The organism is Streptomyces sp. NBC_01077 (assembly GCF_045162855.1).
In the GTDB taxonomy this organism is placed as follows: Bacteria; Actinomycetota; Actinomycetes; order Streptomycetales; family Streptomycetaceae; genus Streptomyces.
The window spans coordinates 2458791-2476512 of the sequence record NZ_CP108669.1; the positions used below are offsets into that span (position 1 = coordinate 2458791).

Annotated in this window: 19 protein-coding genes; 2 read left to right on the plus strand and 17 right to left on the minus strand. The window is 70.4% G+C overall.

What is annotated here, in order from left to right:
- Positions 1-26: 26 nt before the first annotated feature.
- From OG462_RS10920 to OG462_RS10970, 11 genes are all read right to left on the minus strand, one after another.
- The gene (locus OG462_RS10920) at positions 27-1106 is read right to left on the minus strand and encodes a diacylglycerol kinase family protein (RefSeq protein ID WP_406056822.1); all 1080 of its coding nucleotides are present in this window, start codon (positions 1104-1106) and stop codon (positions 27-29) included.
- Positions 1107-1147: 41 nt separating this feature from the next.
- Entirely contained in the window at positions 1148-2050 is a 903-nt protein-coding gene (gene tatC / locus OG462_RS10925; protein WP_406066462.1) for a twin-arginine translocase subunit TatC, read from the minus strand.
- 105 nt (positions 2051-2155) lie between these two features.
- A complete protein-coding gene (tatA, locus tag OG462_RS10930; protein WP_406056824.1) occupies positions 2156-2455 on the minus strand; it encodes a Sec-independent protein translocase subunit TatA in 300 nt (99 codons plus the stop codon).
- Positions 2456-2640: 185 nt separating this feature from the next.
- Entirely contained in the window at positions 2641-2838 is a 198-nt protein-coding gene (locus tag OG462_RS10935) for a hypothetical protein (protein ID WP_030316018.1), read from the minus strand.
- Between the two features lie 80 nt (positions 2839-2918).
- A complete protein-coding gene (locus OG462_RS10940; protein WP_406056826.1) occupies positions 2919-3182 on the minus strand; it encodes a hypothetical protein in 264 nt (87 codons plus the stop codon).
- Positions 3183-3322: 140 nt separating this feature from the next.
- A complete protein-coding gene (locus OG462_RS10945) occupies positions 3323-4276 on the minus strand; it encodes a helix-turn-helix transcriptional regulator (RefSeq protein WP_406056828.1) in 954 nt (317 codons plus the stop codon).
- A gap of 16 nt (positions 4277-4292) precedes the next feature.
- Positions 4293-5249 carry a helix-turn-helix transcriptional regulator gene (locus OG462_RS10950; protein ID WP_406056829.1) on the minus strand — a complete coding sequence of 319 codons (957 nt, stop codon included), beginning with the start codon at positions 5247-5249 and terminating at the stop codon, positions 4293-4295.
- 187 nt (positions 5250-5436) lie between these two features.
- Positions 5437-5817 (minus strand): FKBP-type peptidyl-prolyl cis-trans isomerase, encoded by a 381-nt coding sequence (locus OG462_RS10955; protein WP_406056830.1) that lies wholly within the window; start codon positions 5815-5817, stop codon positions 5437-5439.
- A gap of 43 nt (positions 5818-5860) precedes the next feature.
- Positions 5861-6799, minus strand: a complete 939-nt coding sequence (locus tag OG462_RS10960) for an FKBP-type peptidyl-prolyl cis-trans isomerase (RefSeq protein ID WP_406056832.1) — start codon at positions 6797-6799, stop codon at positions 5861-5863.
- Positions 6800-6916: 117 nt separating this feature from the next.
- Positions 6917-8278 (minus strand): Pup--protein ligase, encoded by a 1362-nt coding sequence (gene pafA, locus OG462_RS10965; protein WP_406056833.1) that lies wholly within the window; start codon positions 8276-8278, stop codon positions 6917-6919.
- Between the two features lie 69 nt (positions 8279-8347).
- The gene (locus tag OG462_RS10970) at positions 8348-9628 is read right to left on the minus strand and encodes an MFS transporter (protein WP_406056836.1); all 1281 of its coding nucleotides are present in this window, start codon (positions 9626-9628) and stop codon (positions 8348-8350) included.
- 147 nt (positions 9629-9775) lie between these two features.
- On the opposite strand from OG462_RS10970, the gene OG462_RS10975 reads away from it, so the two are divergent.
- Positions 9776-10795: a LacI family DNA-binding transcriptional regulator gene (locus OG462_RS10975; RefSeq protein ID WP_406056837.1), complete on the plus strand. Its 1020-nt coding sequence runs from the start codon at positions 9776-9778 to the stop codon at positions 10793-10795.
- Positions 10796-10910: 115 nt separating this feature from the next.
- On the opposite strand, the gene prcA is transcribed toward OG462_RS10975, so the two are convergent.
- From prcA to arc, 5 genes are all read right to left on the minus strand, one after another.
- Complete coding sequence (prcA, locus tag OG462_RS10980) at positions 10911-11663, minus strand: proteasome subunit alpha (protein WP_406056839.1); 753 nt, start codon at positions 11661-11663, stop codon at positions 10911-10913.
- Between the two features lie 46 nt (positions 11664-11709).
- A complete protein-coding gene (gene prcB, locus OG462_RS10985; protein ID WP_406056841.1) occupies positions 11710-12549 on the minus strand; it encodes a proteasome subunit beta in 840 nt (279 codons plus the stop codon).
- A 161-nt stretch (positions 12550-12710) separates the two neighbouring features.
- Positions 12711-12923 (minus strand): ubiquitin-like protein Pup, encoded by a 213-nt coding sequence (locus OG462_RS10990; protein WP_030315996.1) that lies wholly within the window; start codon positions 12921-12923, stop codon positions 12711-12713.
- A gap of 159 nt (positions 12924-13082) precedes the next feature.
- Positions 13083-14594 (minus strand): depupylase/deamidase Dop, encoded by a 1512-nt coding sequence (gene dop / locus OG462_RS10995; RefSeq protein WP_406056843.1) that lies wholly within the window; start codon positions 14592-14594, stop codon positions 13083-13085.
- Between the two features lie 181 nt (positions 14595-14775).
- Positions 14776-16542: a proteasome ATPase gene (gene arc / locus OG462_RS11000; protein ID WP_406056845.1), complete on the minus strand. Its 1767-nt coding sequence runs from the start codon at positions 16540-16542 to the stop codon at positions 14776-14778.
- A gap of 253 nt (positions 16543-16795) precedes the next feature.
- Between arc and OG462_RS11005 the strand changes: the two genes are divergently transcribed.
- Entirely contained in the window at positions 16796-17107 is a 312-nt protein-coding gene (locus OG462_RS11005) for a ferredoxin (protein ID WP_030315991.1), read from the plus strand.
- A gap of 4 nt (positions 17108-17111) precedes the next feature.
- On the opposite strand, the gene OG462_RS11010 is transcribed toward OG462_RS11005, so the two are convergent.
- Entirely contained in the window at positions 17112-17690 is a 579-nt protein-coding gene (locus OG462_RS11010) for a hypothetical protein (RefSeq protein WP_406056848.1), read from the minus strand.
- Between the last annotated feature and the right edge of the window lie 32 nt (positions 17691-17722).

Genomic DNA, 17722 nt, shown 5'->3' on the forward strand with positions numbered 1-17722 from the left:
CGCCCCCTGTGACAGTGACGCGATCTTTATCGAGGGGATGTGGAGGGCCCGGCTCCGGGCCCGTGTTCGGGTCTCTCGTCGGGGGCCGGGGCCAGGACGCGCAGGGCGCCGGGGACGCAGCTCACGGTGAGGGGGAGCCGGCCGAGGGGCTCGCCGTCGGCGTAGCCCGTGGTGTCGGGGGCGTCGAGGGTGAGGGAGCGGACCCGGTACGTGGTGACCTTCGGGTGGCTGAGATGGGTGCCCTTGTAGACGCGGGGGAAGACCTTGATCAGGGTCCTGCGGTCGCAGTCGCCGACGACCGTGACGTCGAGGAGTCCGTCGTCGAGGCGGGCGTCGGCGCAGATCCGCATGCCGCCGCCGTAGGAGCTGCCGTTGCCGACGGCGACGAGGGTGGCGTCGGTCTCGACGACGCGCCCGTCGTCGAGGGTGAGGCGGTACGGGACGGGCCGGAAGCCGGCCAGTTCGGCGAGGATCGCGAGGTCGTACTTGAAGCGTCCGGCGGGGATGCGCATGCGGTTGCCCCGGTCGTTGACACGGGAGTCGAAACCGGAGGCGAGCACGGTGCCGTACCAGCGGCCGGTGACGGAGTCCCCGGCGGACCCTTGCGCAGTCTTCTCGGCGGAGTCCCCGGCGGACCCCCGGCCGGCCTCCTCGGCAGAGCCCCCGACGCACCCCCGGGCGGCATCCCCTGCAGGGTCCCCGCCGCCCGTCCCGATCCGCCCGAGGTCGACGCTGCGGCCGCCCGTGGTCCTGAGGATCCGCGCGGTGACGCGTGCCGCGGCGCCCGGGTCACGGACGGGCAGGCCCAGGGTCCGGGCGAAGTCGTTTCCGGTGCCCGCGGCGATGATCCCGAGCGGGGTACGGGTCCCGGCGACCGCCTGGAGGGCGAGGGAGATCATGCCGTCCCCGCCGACGGCGACCAGCGCGCCGGTGCCGGCGGCGACCGCCTCACGGGCGCGTCGCAGGGCGTCGTCGGCGTCGTGCCCGAGGACGGTACGGACGGAGAATCCGGCGTCCCTCAGGGCGCGGGCGGCGGGCTGGGCGGCATGGGCGCCGCGGCCGCGGCCCGCGGTGGGGTTGACGAAGAGGGTGAGATCGCTGGTCATTGGGGGTCCCCCCGGACGGAGTCTGGGGGGACCCTACAAGATCAGGTGATGTCGTCGTAACCGTTCGCCCGCTGTACGGCGGTCCCGCCCGGCTCGCCGGTGGCCTGCTCGGGCAGGGCCCGGGAAGCGCCGACCGGTTCGATGGCCCCGACGGTCTCCGGGGTCAGGTCCAGCGCCGAGGCCTCGTCGTCGTCGAGCTCGGCGTCGGGGTTGTTGCGCTTGCGTCGCCGGTCGTTGAGGAGGGAGAAGCCGACGGCCCCGAAGTACAGGACGGTGATGGGTCCGGCGAGGGCGATCATGCCGACGGGGTCGGTGGTCGGGGTGATGACGGCGCCGAAGACGAAGACGCCCATGATCACGCCGCGCCACCAGCCGGCCATGCGGCGCCCGGTGAGGACGCCGGTGAGGTTGAGCATCACCAGGACGAGCGGCAGCTCGAAGGCCAGGCCGAAGACGAGCACCATGCGCAGGGTGAAGTCGAGGACGTCACCGAGCGAGAGGATGTTCGCGGAGCCTTCGGGCGTGAGGCTGATGAGGACCTTCACGCTGATGGGGAGGATCAGGTACGCGAGGTAGGCGCCGGCGGAGAACAGCGGCACGGCCGCACCGACGAAGGCGTACGTGTACTTCTTCTCGCTCTTGTGGAGTCCGGGCGCGACGAAGGCCCACAGCTGGTAGAGCCAGACGGGGCTCGCGACGACGAGGCCCGCCGTCAGCGACAACTGGATCGTCGTGCTGAACGGGGCCATCAGCGTGTTGAAGGAGACGATCGCGCAGTTGCCGCCGTCGCTGGTGACGCCCGGTGCGCAGGTGGGCACCGACTTCGTCAGGAACTGCATCAGCTCCTCGCTGTACACGAGGGCCACGATCGTCACCGCGGCAACGGCGAGGAGTCCCTTCGCCATGCGGTTGCGGAGTTCACGCAGGTGCTCCACGAGGGGCATCCGACCCTCGGGATCCTTCTCCTGCTTGCGGGCAGACTTGGGCAACCCACGTCCTCATCTCGTGCGGCAGGCCGCCGCCCGGTGCGGCGGCCGCGGCGGACCGGGTCAGCGCTTGGTGGTGTCCGAGGGCTCGGTCACGGGACGCGAGCTGGTCACGTCACCGGGAGCGGCCTGGATGGTGCGCGGGGCGGGGTCCTGGGCGGTGGCGCCGGTGCCGGTGCCGGCCTGCGGCGGGTCGGCGGGGGCGCTCTGCTGGTCGTCCGACTTCATCGCCTTGGCCTCGCTCTTGAGGATGCGGGCGGACTTGCCGAGCGAGCGGGCCATGTCCGGAAGCTTCTTGGCGCCGAACAGCAGGATGATGACGACGAGAATGAGAATGATCTCGGTGGGGCCGAGCCTACCCATAGCTGTTTACCTTCTTCACCGAGGCGACATGGAGTGCGTGCCCGGCGGGTCGGACAAGCGTCCGGCCACCGCGCTGCCTGCGATCGTAACCCGCAGGAGTAAACGCAGGGCAATGGCCTTGCATACTCCCGATTGCGTCCGCCGAGCCCGGTTCAGGGCCACTTCGGGCAGCGTACGGCACGGATTCAGCGCAGGGACTCGCCCGTTCGGGCCAGACCGACGGCGGCTGTTTCGAGGTCTTCGGCGGCCTGGCTGATCCGCTGTGTGGTGTGGGCCACCTGACGGCCGAGGCGCTGGACCTCGACGAAGACCCGGACGGCGAGGACGCCGAGGACGGCGATGCCGAGGAAGCCGAGGGCGATGGCGAGCATGGGCCAGAACATGTGCTGAGCCTAGACGTTGGGCGGGGAGCGGTCGGGCGCAGGGCACGCGGGGACGCGGGCCCTCGGGTCGTGCGAAGCCCTCAGGCGGTCGTGTGGAGCCTCAGAGTGCGGACGCCGCCGCCGGTGAGGAGTTCGACGATGCGCTCGCCGGCGGGCTTGCGGACGGAGCTGCCGCACTCGGGGCAGGTGAAGGAGTAGAAGGTGGTGCGGCGGCTGGCCCCGATGGCGAGGCGCAGGGCGCTCGCGGAGAGTTCGAAGCGGGAGCGGCAGTCGGGGCAGGCGGCCTTGAAGAGGACCGGGGCCATCGTCGCCGTAAAACCGTGCATCACGGACATTTCCCTCATCTCTCGACTCCCGCGCTCACGCACCACGTGCACCCCACTCCCCCGCACCCTGTACGCCGGCTCCCCCCGCTCGTACACCCTGCACGTGCGCGGTCGCGTCCGGCGTCACGTCAGTAACAGCGTCCCCCGGGCGGGGAACGTCACTCGCCCTCGTACGCGGCGAGCGCGGCGGCGGCCGCCGTCCTGGCGTTGTCGGCGAGCTCCTGCGGCGCGACGATCCGCCCGTCGCTGCCCAGCCGCAGCGCCAGCCGGCGCAGCGAGGCCGGATCGGGCGTCCGCAACGTGATCCGCAGCCCGCCGTCGGTCAGCTCCTCGGCCCGGTCGTGCGGGTAGTACTCGGCGACCCAGCGTCCGCCGGGACCGACCTCGGCCACCACCTCGGGGTCGTCGGCGGAGGGCTGGACGAGACCCGCGGAGAGGTCGCGCAGCTCCAGCTCCGGCGGCGCCGCGTGCTCGTCGAGGATGCGGATCTCGGCCACGCGGTCGAGCCGGAAGGTGCGGCGCGCCTCGGAGAGCCGGCACCACGCCTCCATATAGGTGTGGCCGACGGCGAACAGCCGGATCGGGTCGACCTCGCGCTCGGTGAGCTCGTCGCGTGCCGGCGAGTAGTAGCGCACCCACAGGCGGCGGCGCTCGGAGATGGCCCGGTCGACTTCGGCGAAGACCCCGCCCTCGGACTCGAAGGTCACCGAGAGCCGGGAGCTGGCCCCGGCGGCCTCGCCGGCGGCGGCCTCCAGCTTGGCCGTGGCGCGGAGCAGCGCCTCCCGGTCGCTCTCCCGGAGCCCCGGGAGGGTGGCGACGGCGCGGGCGGCGACCAGGAGGGCGGTCGCCTCGTCGGCGGCGAGCCGCAGCGGCGCGGCGACGTCGTCAGGGTTGTGCCACCAGATCCGATCGCCGTCGGTGTCGATGTCGAGGAGGTCGCCGCCGCGGAAACTGGTGCCGCACATGGGCAGCACGTCCAGGTCGGAGATCAGCTCGTCCTCGGTGATCCCGAAGGCGCGTGCGACGTCGGCGACGTGGGCGCCGGGGCGCTCACGGAGATAGGTGACGAGCGAGAGCATCCGCCTCGTCTGGTCGATCGCGTTGGCAGCCATGCGGTACGTCTCCCCCTCAGCCCTTGGCCACGGCGCGCAGCCGGTCCACCACGTCGGCCCGCAGATCGGCCGGTTCCAGTACGACGACGTCGGGGCCGAACTCGACGAGCCAGGCGTCGAGGCCGTGCCCGTACGGGATCTCCAGCTCGTCCCAGCCGTCGGCGCCCTCGCTCACGGACTGGGCGCGGGCCCGCAGCGGGTAGCCGCAGCCGGTGCGCAGCCGGATCCGGGCCGAGCGGGTGGCGGTCTCGCCCGCCCAGCTCTCCACGGTCTCGCGGACGGTGACGACGTCGGGCACGGGGGCGGTGAAGGCGCCGGCCCGGGAGCGGACCTTGCCGGTGATCCGGGAGAGCCGGAAGACGCGCTCGGCGCTCCGGTCGCGGTCCCAGCCGGCCAGGTACCAGTGGCCGCGCCAGCATTCGAGGGTCCAGGGCTCGACCTGACGGGCCTCGGGGCGGGCGGCGTTGGCCTTGCGGTAGTCGAAGGCGACGGGCCGGCGGTCGCGGCAGGCCAGCATCAGCGGTTCGAAGGCGGCCTCGTGCACCGGGATGCGGGGTTCGAGGGCGCTGGCCTGGGTGTCGTACGAGTCCTCCGCCTCCGGCATGCCGGCGGCGCGGAGCTTCTGGAGGGCGCCGCTGGCGGCCCCGGCGAGACGGGCCTGCTGCCAGACCTTGGCGGCGAGGCCGAGCGCGGCGGCCTCCTCGGCGTCCAGGGTGATGGCCGGCAGCCGGTTGGAGTCGCGGCGGGCGAGGTAGCCGGTCTCGCCCTCCAGGTTCTCCACGGTCTCGATCACGAGGCCCAGCTCACGCAGGTCGTCCTTGTCGCGCTCGAACATGCGGTTGAACGCGTCGTCCCCGCTCGCTTCGAGGTAGGCCTCGATGGAGCCGCGGAGTTCCCGCTTGCTCAGGGGGCGGCGCGTCCCGAGCAGGCACAGCGCGAGATTCATCAGCCGCTCGGACTTGGCAATCGCCATCGACGCCCTGCACCCTTCCGCCGGGATCCACTTCTCGGACGTCCGACCGTACCGCTCCGGAGTGTCGGGACCAAAGCCGAGGGCCCCCGCCGTGGATGGCGGGGGCCCTCGGAGGACCGTCACCGGCCGGGACCGTGCCCGGCCGGCCGCGTCACGTGGCCGGGACGGTGCCCGGTCGCGTGTCGGGTCAGTGCTTGGCGACGCCCACGAGGTCGCAGACGAAGATCAGCGTCTCGCCCGGGGCGATCTTGCCGCCGGCGCCGCGGTCTCCGTAGGCGAGGTCCGCGGGGATGATCAGCTGGCGACGGCCGCCGACCTTCATGCCCTGGACACCCTGGTCCCAGCCCTGGATGACCTGGCCGGCACCGAGACGGAAGTCGAGCGGGGCACCGCGGTTCCAGGAGGCGTCGAACTCCTCGCCGGAGTCGAAGGACACACCGACGTAGTGGACCTTCACGAAGTCACCGGGCTTGGCGACCTCGCCGTCGCCCTCCCAGATGTCCTTGATGTCCAGGTCCTTCGGCGGCTCGCCACCCGGGAAGTCGATCTCGGGCTTCTCGATGCTCACTGAACTGCTCCTCATACTGATGAACTACGCGATCGGGACAGTCTTACATCTTCGTCAGGATGTCCACGGCGAACACCAGCGTGGAGTTCTTCGGAATGCCCTGCTTCTCCTCGTTGCCGAACGCCTCGGACGGCGGGGCGACGATGAGGACGCGGCTGCCGACCTTCTTGCCGACGAGACCGTCCTTGAGGCCCTTCAGCGTGAGCTGCGCGAGCGGGAAGTTCGCGGGCTTGCCCGTGGTGTACGTCGAGTCGAACACCTTGCCGTCCTTCCAGAGGGCGGCGACGTAGTTCACGACGACCGTGTCGGTGGCCTTCACGGCCTCGCCGTCGGCCTCGAGCACGTAGTTCGAGACGAGCTTGGTCGGCGGGTCGGTCTTGGGGACCGTCAGGGTGGGCGCCTTGCCGTCGGTGTTCGTCCCGACCTTCGGCAGGTCCTTGTTGTCCTGCGCGACCGGGGTGCCGGTGGCGGACTTCGGGATCGTGACGGACTTCAGGATGTCCACGACGAAGACGAGGGTGGCGTTGGGCTTGATGTCGCCCTGGCCCTGCGCACCGTAGCCGAGCTCCGGCGGGATGCCGATCTCGATGCGGCTGCCGACCTTCTGGCCCTCGAGGCCCTGGTCCCAGCCCTTGATGACCTGGCCGGCGCCCAGCGTCAGGTCGAAGGGCTGGCCGCGGTCGAAGCTGTTGTCGAAGGGGGTGGTGGAGTCCCAGGCCTGACCCAGGTAGTTCACCTGGAGCGCGTCGCCCTTCTTCGTCACCGGGCCCTTGCCCTCGCTGATGACGTTGACCTTGAGTTCCTTGGGCGGGGCGCCCTCGCCCTTGGCGAGGGTCGGCTTCTCGCCGAACTTGGCCCCCGCGGTGATGGCGGGCAGCCCGTTCGTCATCGAAGCGGAATCGGAGCCCTTGTCGTCGCTGCCGCACGCCGCTGTCGAGAGCAGCAGCAGCGGGACGACGAGAAGGCCGGCAAGTCGGCGCACGTGTTCCTCAGATCTCAGACGGCACAGTAGTTGTCCCGACACTCTAGGGGACCCTCCTGTCACGCCGAAGGGCTCCGCACGTCAAACGTGCGGAGCCCCATGACCGGTATGACCTGCTTACATTCCGGCGATCAGCTTTTCGACGCGGTCGTCGACGGAGCGGAACGGGTCCTTGCACAACACCGTGCGCTGCGCCTGGTCGTTCAGCTTGAGGTGCACCCAGTCGACGGTGAAGTCCCTCCGCTGCTCCTGCGCGCGGCGGATGAAGTCGCCGCGGAGCCGGGCCCGAGTGGTCTGCGGAGGCACCGACTTGCCCTCGAAGATCTTCAGGTCGTTGCAGATCCGGGCCGCCTGGCCGTTCTTCTGCAGCAGGTAGTACAGCCCACGACGGCGGTGGATGTCGTGGTAGGCGAGGTCTATCTGCGCGACCCTCGGGTTCGACATGGTCATGTTGTGCTTGGCCCGGTAGCGCTCGATGAGCCGGTGCTTCATGACCCAGTCGATCTCGGTCTCGATCCTGTCGAGCCGCTCGCTCTCGATGGCGTCGAGCGTGCGGCCCCACAGCTCCAGGACCTGGGCGACGTTGCCGGACCGGATCCCGCGGCGGTCGACGAAGTCGACGGCCTTCTCGTAGTACTCGCGCTGGACCTCCAGGGCGGAGGCCTCGCGGCCGCTGGCGAGCCGGACCTTGCGCTGGCCGGTGATGTCGTGGCTGACCTCGCGGATGGCCCGGATCGGGTTCTCCAGGGTCAGGTCGCGCATCACCGTGCCGGCCTCGATCATGCGGAGCACCAGGTCGGTGGCGCCGACCTTGAGCAGCATGGTCGTCTCGGACATGTTCGAGTCGCCGACGATGACGTGGAGTCGGCGGTAGCGCTCGGCGTCCGCGTGCGGCTCGTCACGGGTGTTGATGATGGGCCGCGAGCGGGTGGTCGCGGAGCTGACGCCCTCCCAGATGTGCTCGGCGCGCTGGGAGACGCAGAACACCGCGCCCCGCGGAGTCTGGAGGACCTTTCCCGCGCCGCAGATGAGCTGACGGGTGACCAGGAACGGAATGAGGATGTCCGCGAGCCGGGAGAACTCCCCGTGACGGGCGACGAGATAGTTCTCGTGGCAGCCGTAGGAGTTTCCGGCCGAGTCGGTGTTGTTCTTGAAGAGGTAGACGTCGCCCGCGATTCCCTCCTCGTGCAGGCGGCGTTCGGCGTCGACGAGCAGGCCCTCGAGAATGCGCTCACCGGCCTTGTCGTGGGTGACCAGTTCGGTCACGTTGTCGCATTCCGGTGTGGCGTATTCCGGATGCGATCCCACGTCCAGGTACAGGCGGGCGCCGTTCCGCAGGAAGACATTGCTGCTGCGGCCCCATGACACGACACGGCGGAAGAGGTAGCGCGCCACTTCGTCAGGAGACAGTCGGCGCTGTCCCCTGAACGTGCACGTGACGCCGTACTCGTTCTCCAGCCCGAAAATGCGGCGGTCCATGTCTGAACATTACGCCTGACGGCCTGTGCTGAAACCGGGTTGGACGTTCCCGTTTCGATCATTTTCCGATCAGTGCGTGTTCTTTTCCGTGTGTACGGAGGTGAGGGCGCCCGCATCTCCGGCGTGTCGCGCCTCGGCCCCGGGGGTTTTCGGGGCGGCGGGCACGTCGAGGACGCGGCCGGTGGCGAGCAGGACGAGGAGGGCGACGAGGCCGCCCACCCCGGCGACGGCGAATCCGGCGACCGTCCCGGCGAGTTCGACGGCGGGTCCGGCGACGGCGGAGCCGAGGGCCGAACCGACGCCGAAGGTGGTGACGAGCCAGGAGAAGGCCTCGGTGACCGTGCCGCGCGGCGCGTGCCGGTCCACGACGATGAAGGCGCAGGCGAGGACGGGCGCCAGGAAGACGCCGGCGAGGGCCGCCAGGCCGGCCATGGCGACGGGGCCGGGGGTGAGCACCAGCGGCAGGTAGCAGACCGCGAGGAGCAGGACGAGGACGCGGAGCCGCCGTTCGGGGGCTCCGGACCACTGCCGGGCGCCGTAGGTGACACCGCCGAGGAGCGCGCCGAGGCCGAGTGCGGCCATCAGCCAGCCGTAGACGGACGGGTCGCCCCGGTCGTCGGCGTACGCGATGGCGGCGACGGTGATGGAGCCGAGGGCGAGGCCGACGAAGAAGAAGGAACCGAGGAGGGCGAGGAGTCCCGGGGAGCGCAGGGCGCCCAGCCAGTGGGCTTCCCGGGGCGCGGAGCGCCAGCTGCGGGAGGGCTCGGAGAGGACGACGGCGAGGGCGCCGAGGACGCCGAGGAGGTTGATGACGAGGAGGGCGGCGGCGGGCGACCAGAGGGAGACGAGGAGGGTCAGCAGCAGCGGGCCGACGGTGAACATGACCTCCTGCGCGACCGCGTCCATGGCGTACGCCCGGTGGACCCGGTCCTCGCGGCCGAGGACGCTCGGCCAGAGGGCCCGCAGGCCGCCCTCCAGGGGCGGCGTGAAGAGCCCGGCGACGACGACGGCCGCGTAGGCGAGGCCGAGGTGGCCGATGCCGGTGAGGGCGAGCAGGACCATGCCGAGGGCGGAGAGGACCGCGGCGGGCAGCTGGACGCGGGGCTGGCCCTTGAGGTCGACGGCGCGGCCGAGGAGGGGCTGGCCGACGGCGGTCGCGACGCCGTAGGCGGCGATGAGGCCGCCGGCGAGGGTGTAGCTGCCGCCCTGGTCGCGGACGAACAGGGTGATGGCGATGGGACCGACGCCGTTGGGCAGGCGCCCCACGAGGGTGCCGGCGAGCAGCCGGGCGGCGTGCGGCGCCCGAAGTATGTCGAGATAGCCGCCGTGTGCCGGGGCCTCGGTGGCCATGTGGTCTCCCCTCGTCTCGGACCGCGCCCGAGGTTTTACGTATAACTTCCGTCGTCATACGTACCATGTCGGCAGTGCGCGGGTCCACCCCGCGACCGGGCCGGGGCCCCCTCCCGCGACCCGGAACCGTCCGACGCGGAGGCTTGTGTGCAGACCCCGGAGCCGCTCGGCGGCACCCGCCCCACCAGCCGGGACGTCGCCCGGACCGCGGGTGTCTCCCAGGCGACCGTCTCGCTGGTCCTCGGTGACAAATGGCGCGGCCGCGTCTCCGAGCCCACCGCCGAGGCCGTGCGGGAGGCCGCCCGGACCCTCGGCTACCGGCCCAACCTCGCCGCCCGCAACCTCCGCCTGGGCCGTACCCGCACCGCCCTGCTGATCGTCCCGGCGCTCACCAACGAGTTCTTCGCCCACGTCTACACGGGCGCCGCCGCCGCGGCGGCCCGGCACGGCTTCGGCGTCGTCCTCTACCCCTCGCCCGACGGCCTGGGCCCCGCGCGGGACCCCTTCGCCTCGGCGCAGGCCGCCCTCGACGGCGTGCTCGCCTCCTCGATGGCGACCGACGCCCTGGAGGCCTTCAGGGGCACCGACCTCCCGCTCGTCATGCTCGACAGCGACCCGGCCGGCCCCGGCGCCGCGGCCCATGTGAACCTCGACGTCGCCGACGGGATGCACCGGGTGACCGACCACCTGCTGGGCCTCGGCCACCGCCGCTTCCTCCACCTGGCGTCCGCGGCCCCGTCCTGGACCTTCGACGTGCGGGCCGCCACGCTGGCCCACGCCCTGCGCGGGACGGACGTCCGCACCGTACGGTCGCCGCTGAACGTCGCGGACGCGTGGGAGGCCGCGGGCCTGGCCCTCGCCGCCCCCGGGCCCCGGCCCACGGCGGTGATCTGCGACGACGACATCCTCGCGGTCGGCGTGTGCAAGGCCGCGCGTCGGCTCGGGCTGCGGGTGCCCGAGGACCTGTCGGTCACCGGCTTCGACGACATGGCCCTGGCGACGGTGGTCGAGCCGGAGCTCACCACGGTTCGACTGCCCGCCGAGGAGTTCGGCCGGCGGGGCATGGAGGCGCTCCTCGCCGTCCTCGGGGGCGAGCCGCCGGCGCCGACCTCTCTCCCCGTCACCCTGATCCCCCGGGGCTCCTCGGGGCCCGCACCGGCCTCCTGAAGCTCCTGAAGACTCCTGAAGGCCTCCTGAGGGGCCTTCTGAGGGCGGACACGCCGAAGGGGCTCCGGTCCGCTCGCGCGCGCCGAAGCCCCTTTGATCGGTTCGATCGGAGCGTCTACTCCTCGGGAGCCTCGTCCGAGGGCTCGTCCGTCTTCGTCGCCGCCGCGTTGTCCGCCTCCAGGAGACGCGACAGCTGACGGCCGACGATCCGCTTGAACTTGCGCTGCTGCGGACGCGTGCGGTCCAGGACCGCCACCTCCAGGCGCTCCGCGGGGATCTCCCGCTCACTGCCGTTGGTGTCCCGCGACAGGGCCTGCACGGCCAGCTTCAGGGCCTCGGCGAGGGACATGCCGTCCCGGTGCCGCTGGTCGAGGAAGGTGCTGATCTGCTCCGCGTTGCCGCCGACCGCGACCGAGCCGTGCTCGTCGACGATCGAGCCGTCGTGGGGCAGTCGGTAGATCTGGTCGCCCGACGAATCGGCGCCGACCTCGGCGACGACCAGCTCCACCTCGTACGGCTTCTCCCCCGCGCTGGAGAAGATCGTGCCCAGCGTCTGGGCGTACACGTTGGCCAGGCCGCGCGCGGTGACGTCGTCCCGGTCGTAGGTGTAGCCCCGCAGGTCGGCGTAGCGCACGCCGCCGATGCGGAGGTTCTCGTACTCGTTGTACTTGCCGGCGGCCGCGAAGCCGATCCGGTCGTAGATCTCGCTGAACTTGTGCAGCGCGCGGGACGGGTTCTCACCGACGAAGACGATCCCGTCGGTGTACTGGAGGACGACAAGGCTGCGGCCTCGGGCGATGCCCTTGCGGGCGTACTCCGCCCGGTCGGCCATGGCCTGCTGGGGTGAGACGTAGAACGGAGTGGACACCGGCGGTCCGTCCCTTTCTTCTGGGCTTCAGTCGGGCGACGAGTGGTCAGAGCAGGGCGGCGCGGGGCCCGTCGGGCTCCTCGAGACGCCGCTCGGTGACCGACCGGGCCAGCGCGGAGGACTCGTCCTCCGTCAGCCTGCGGTAGCCCTCGTCCGTGATGACCGTGATGATCGGGAAGATCCGGCGTGCCATGTCCGGACCTCCGGTCGCCGAGTCGTCGTCCGCCGCGTCGTAGAGCGCCTGCACGACCAGCGTGGTGGCCTGCTGCTCGGTCAGGTCGGCGCGGTAGAGCTTCTTCATCGAGCCGCGCGCGAAGATCGAGCCGGAGCCGGTGGCGGCGTACCCGTGCTCCTCGGAGCGGCCGCCGGTCACGTCGTAGGAGAAGATCCGGCCCTTTTCCTTGCCCTCGTCCCAGCCCGCGAAGAGCGGCACGACGGCGAGTCCCTGCATGGCCATGCCGAGGTTGCCGCGGATCATGGTGGAGAGACGGTTCGCCTTGCCCTCCAGGGAGAGCGTGACGCCCTCCACCTTCTCGAAGTGCTCCAGCTCCAGCTGGAACAGCTTGACCATCTCCACGGCGAGACCGGCGGTGCCGGCGATGCCGACGGCGGAGTACTCGTCGGCCGGGAAGACCTTCTCGATGTCCCGCTGGGCGATCATGTTGCCCATGGTGGCTCGCCGGTCACCGGCGAGCACGACCCCGCCGGGGAACGTGGCCGCCACGATGGTCGTCCCGTGCGGGGCCTCGATGATCCCCTCGGGCAGCTTCCGGCCGCCCGGCAGCAGCTCCGGCGAGTGGTCCGCCAGAAAGTCGAGGAAAGAGGACGAGCCCGGCGTCAGGAAGGCCGCCGGCAGACGCCCGGTGCTACGAGGGTTGGCTTCCACGCGATTCCTTCCGGGTGGGAGAGTCGGCCCGCCGTGGGAAGCGCCGGCCGATCTTGCTTGCTGTGCACGGACCTTACCCGTGCCACCGCTTGTCATCCGTCCCCGGACCCACGGCTTTCACCGGGGCTCCGGGGACGGAGGACTTCAGGCGCGTGAAGCGGCTACTCGCCGCCCTTCTGTACGAAGCTTCGGACGAAGTCCTCGGCGTTCTCCTCGAGTACGTCGTCGATCTCGTCCAGGACGGAGTCCACGTCGTCGCTCAGCTTCTCCTGGCGCTCCTGGAGGTCGGAGCTCGCCTCCGTGGTGGTCTCCTCGACCTCCTCCGTGGAACGCGTCGCCTTCTGCTGTCCGCCGCCGGTGTCCTTGGTCGCCATATCCCTCACCCCGCTCGAATCGGCCCGCTCGGTTGAGTCCGTACAAGATCAGACCCTATAGGGCGGGTCCGACATCGGCCCCGCAGTTTCGACAACGTCCGGGCACTGCTTCCATGATTCCCAGTGCCGGGGTATTTCAGGCCCGTGCCGGGCCTCCGATCAGCCCCCGGACAGGACCCGCACCAGTTCCTCGGCGGTCCTGCAGCGGTCCAGGAGCGACTTCACGTGCGCTTTGGTGCCCCGCAGCGGCTCCAGGGTCGGCACCCGCTGGAGCGAGTCCCTGCCGGGCAGGTCGAAGATCACCGAGTCCCAGGAGGCCGCCGCGACGTCGTCGGCGTACTGCTCCAGGCACCGGCCCCGGAAATAGGCCCTGGTGTCCTCGGGAGGCGCCGTCTCGGCCCGCTCCACCTCGGGCTCGTCCAGGAGCCGTTTCATGCGCCCACGGGCCACCAGGCGGTTGTAGAGGCCCTTCTCGGGGCGTACGTCCGCGTACTGGAGGTCCACCAGGTGCAGCCGGGCCGCGTCCCAGTCCAGGTCGTCCCGGCGCCGGTAGCCCTCCATGAGCTCCCGCTTGGCGATCCAGTCGAGCTCGCCGGCCAGGCTCATGGGGTCGTTCTCGAGCCGGTTGAGCGTGTCCTCCCAGCGGATCAGGACGTCCTTGGTCTGCTCGTCGGCGTCCGCCCCGTACCGCTCCTCCACGTACTTCCTGGCGAGCTCGAAGTACTCCATCTGGAGCTGCACCGCGGTGAGTGTGCGGCCGCTGCGCAGCGTGACCAGGTACTGGAGGGTCGGGTCGTGCGAGACCTGGTGGAGGGTGCGCACCGGCTGGTCGACGGCGAGGTCCACGGTGATGAACCCGTCCTCGATCATCGAGAGGACCAGGGCGGTGGTGCCCAGCTTGAGGTAGGTCGAGATCTCCGAGAGGTTCGCGTCGCCGATGATCACGTGCAGGCGGCGGTACTTCTCGGCGTCGGCGTGCGGCTCGTCCCGGGTGTTGATGATGGGCCGCTTCAGGGTGGTCTCCAGGCCCACCTCGACCTCGAAGTAGTCGGCGCGCTGGCTGATCTGGAAGCCGTTCTTCCGGCCGTCCTGGCCGATGCCGACCCGTCCCGCCCCGGTCACGACCTGGCGGGAGACGAAGAAGGGGGTGAGGTGGCGCACGATGTCCGAGAAGGGGGTCTCCCGCTTCATCAGGTAGTTCTCGTGCGTGCCGTAGGAGGCGCCCTTGTTGTCGGTGTTGTTCTTGTAGAGGTGGATCGGCTGGGCCCCGGGGAGCTGGGCGGCGCGCTCGGCGGCCTCCGCCATGATCCGCTCGCCGGCCTTGTCCCAGAGGACCGCGTCGCGCGGGTTGGTGACCTCGGGCGCGCTGTACTCGGGGTGGGCGTGGTCCACGTAGAGGCGTGCCCCGTTGGTGAGGATCACGTTGGCCAGGCCGATGTCCTCGTCGGTGAGCTGACTGGAGTCGGCGGCCTCGCGGGCGAGGTCGAAGCCGCGGGCGTCCCGCAGCGGGTTCTCCTCCTCGAAGTCCCAGCGGGCGCGGCGCGCCCGGTGCATCGCCGCCGCGTAGGCGTTGACGATCTGGGACGAGGTGAGCATGGCATTGGCGTTCGGGTGGCCCGGGACGGAGATCCCGTACTCCGTCTCGATGCCCATTACTCGCCGTACGGTCATGCGGCCCTCCTTGCCCGGCGGCGCTCACTGTGCGCGACTCGGCGGTACCGATGAGCCTAGAGCGGCTCCGCGCTGGTGGGGAGATCAGTTGCGTATTTCCCTGTGATGCCGGGGGAAATGCTGGATGGAATGCGTCGGCTGCGGATGCCCGGTTTCCGGACATCCGCAGCCGGTGGGCGTTTTACAGGTACTGACCGGTATTGGCCACCGTGTCGATGGAGCGCCCGGTGTCCGCGCCCTGCTTTCCGGTGACGAGTGTGCGGATGAACACGATCCGCTCGCCCTTCTTTCCGGAGATTCGGGCCCAGTCGTCGGGGTTGGTGGTGTTGGGCAGGTCCTCGTTCTCCTTGAACTCGTCCACGCAGGCCTGGAGGAGGTGGGAGACCCGGATGCCCTTCTGGTTGTGGTCGAGGAAGGCCTTGATGGCCATCTTCTTGGCCCGGTCGACGATGTTCTGGATCATCGCGCCGGAGTTGAAGTCCTTGAAGTAGAGGACTTCCTTGTCGCCGTTGGCGTACGTGACTTCGAGGAAGCGGTTCTCCTCGGATTCGGCGTACATCTGCTCGACGACGGACTGGATCATTCCGTGGGCGGCGGCTGCCTTGGAGCCGCTGTGCTCGGAGATGTCGTCCGAGTGGAGCGGCAGGGTGGCGGTGAGGTACTTCGCGAAGATGTCCTTCGCGGCCTCGGCGTCCGGGCGCTCGATCTTGATCTTGACGTCGAGCCGGCCGGGTCGCAGGATCGCGGGGTCGATCATGTCCTCGCGGTTGGAGGCGCCGATGACGATGACGTTCTCCAGGCCCTCCACACCGTCGATCTCGGCGAGCAGCTGGGGGACGATGGTGTTCTCCACGTCCGAGCTGACACCGGAGCCGCGGGTGCGGAAGAGGGATTCCATCTCGTCGAAGAAGACGATGACGGGGGTGCCCTCGCTCGCCTTCTCCCGGGCACGCTGGAAGACGAGGCGGATGTGCCGCTCGGTCTCACCGACGTACTTGTTGAGGAGCTCGGGGCCCTTGATGTTGAGGAAGTAGGACTTCCCCGCGGGCTGACCGGTCACCTCGGCGACCTTCTTGGCCAGGGAGTTGGCCACGGCCTTCGCGATCAGCGTCTTGCCGCAGCCGGGCGGCCCGTAGAGCAGGATGCCCTTGGGCGGCCGCAGTTCGTGCTCCTTGAAGAGGTCCGGGTAGAGGTACGGGAGCTCGACCGCGTCGCGGATCAGCTCGATCTGGTTGCCCAGACCGCCGATCTTCGTGTAGTCGACGTCCGGGACCTCTTCCAGAACGAGCTCTTCGACCTCGCTCTTGGGGACCACCTCGTAGACGTAGCCGGACCTGGAGTCGAGCAGCAGGGCGTCGCCGGGGCGGATGGTGACGTCCAGCAGAGGCTCGGCGAGCCTCACCACCCGCTCCTCGTCGGTGTGCCCGACCACCAGGGCGCGCTCGCCGTCCTCGAGGATCTCCTTGAGGGTGACGATGTCCCCGGCGCGCTCGAACTCCATGGCCTCGACCACGTTGAGCGCTTCGTTGAGCATGACTTCCTGGCCGCGCCTGAGCTCTTCGAGCTCGATGCTCGGGCTGACGTTCACCCGGAGCTTGCGGCCCCCGGTGAAGATGTCGCACGTGCCGTCCTCGTTGGCCTGCAGGAAGACACCGAAGCCGGCCGGCGGCTGTGCGAGCCGGTCGACTTCCTCCTTGAGGGCCACGATCTGGTCACGGGCCTCACGGAGCGTGTTCGCCAGTCTTTCGTTCTGCGCGGACACGCCGGCCAGGCTGGTCTGCAGCTCGACGATCCGCTCTTCGAGAATCCTCGTGTGTCGCGGAGAGTCGGCGAGCTTGCGGCGCAGGACGGCGATTTCCTGCTCGAGATAGGCAACCTGACCGGCGGGGTCTTCAGACCCCCGCCCCGGCCGGATGCCGCGGTTGATGTCGTCGTCGTGGGCTGCCACGGTCCTCACCTCCTCCAAGGGGAGCTGGACGCTTCCTGACCCTACCTGCGTGGGTGGTGATTGAAACCCCTAGATCAAAAAGACTCCGAGGTGTGTCCGATCTTCACCCTTGCGCTTCCCCTGTCGACAGGGGAATACCCACCCTTCGCTGCTTGAATGCGGGCGGTTGTATCGTCGTCGTGGGTCAACACCCGTCAGAGGTGGCCCGACTTACCCGCGAGAAGCAACACGAGAAGCAGAAACGGCAGGAGATATGACCGTGCAGCACGAGGCTCCGTCCACGGGCGCCGCAGAGGCGCTGGAGGTCTGGATCGACCAGGACCTGTGCACCGGGGACGGGATCTGCGCGCAGTACGCTCCCGAGGTCTTCGAGCTGGACATCGACGGGCTCGCTTATGTGAAGAGCGCCGACGACGAGCTTCTCCAGGACACCGGTGCGACGACGCCGGTCCCGCTGACGCTGCTCCAGGACGTGGTGGACTCGGCGAAGGAGTGCCCGGGCGACTGCATCCATGTGCGCCGGGTCACGGACAAGGTCGAGGTGTACGGCCCCGACGCGGAGTGACGGGTCAGGCGCCGCGCGCTTCGGCCCCTCCGGAGCGTACGAAGGCGCCGCCCTTCCAGCGCCAGCTGACCTGCTCCTTCTCGTCGGGGCAGCAGCTGGGGACGTCGGGGGACGAGTAGCCGAGCAGGGTGGCGTGCACCGCTCCGTCGCGTACGGCGAACTCGGTGACGCTCTTGAGGAGCTCGGGTGCGACGAGGGTGGCCACCACGCGCGCGGGTGCGCCGGCCTCCTTGCCCCGGGTGAGGACGTAGACGCCGCTCGGCGGGGTGCCGGAGCCGGCTTCGCAGTGCACGACCGCAACGGTCTCGGGGTTTCCGTCCCCGTCCAGGTCGCCGGTCGCCCGCTTGGCGACCTTGTGGGGCGCTCCCCCGCAGTCCAGCGGGTAGGCGGCTCCGGCGGCCTCGGGAGCCGGTGCGGGGCGCGGGGTCGCGGCCGGGGTCGCGGTGGCTCCGGCGGGGCCGGGCTGGAGCAGGCCCGCGAGGGCGACGACCGCAGCGGTCGCGGTGGCGGTGGCGAGCCAGTGGGCCGACCGGGCGTGGGTGTGTGCGAGGTCCGCGAGGTCCGGGGCGGCGGAGGGCTGCACGCGAGACGTCTCCTGTGGGGGTGCGGCGGGTT